This is a genomic window from Pedobacter sp. 05L430 (genome assembly GCF_056397585.1).
Genome location: NZ_JBFTNT010000611.1, coordinates 1 through 609 on the forward strand (window position 1 = coordinate 1; position 609 = coordinate 609).

Sequence of the window (609 nt, forward strand, 5' to 3'; positions counted from 1 at the left end):
GATTAGAAATAAATGGAAAAGTGGATGGAGGGCCTTCTCAGGTTATAAAACCAGGAAAAGAAAAAACTATAAAATTTGAGGTTAATCAAGATTCTGCTACGTTATGGTATCACCCCCACCCCTCTCCAAATACAGCTAAACAAGTTTATAATGGCTTATCAGGATTATTATATATAGAAGATAGTAAAAAGAATAATTATCCTAGTAATTATGGAAAAAATGATTTGCCTATAATAATCCAAGATAAAACATTTGTATCTAAAAAATTAAATTATTCAAAAACGAAAGACGAAGATGGCACTCAAGGTGATACTGTTCTTGTGAACGGAATAGTAAACCCTAAACTGACAGCAAAAGAAGAGAAAATACGTTTGAGACTTTTAAATGGTTCTAATGCTCGAGATTTAAATCTTAAGCTAAGTAATAATCAAAGTTTTGAGTATATTGCTTCAGATGGCGGTCAATTAAAAAACGCTAAAAAATTAAAAGAAATTAATTTAGCTCCTTCAGAAAGAAAAGAAATAGTAATAGATTTATCTAAAATGAAAGGCGAGAAAATCAGTCTGGTTGATAATGATAAAACTGTAATTTTACCGATTAGTAACAAAG

Annotated in this window: 1 protein-coding gene; it reads left to right on the forward strand. The window is 29.7% G+C overall.

Annotated elements, in window-relative coordinates; translation table 11 throughout:
* Positions 1–609 (forward strand): multicopper oxidase family protein (locus tag AC1DG9_RS27615; RefSeq protein ID WP_477635771.1); only part of this gene is annotated, 609 nt, incomplete at both ends.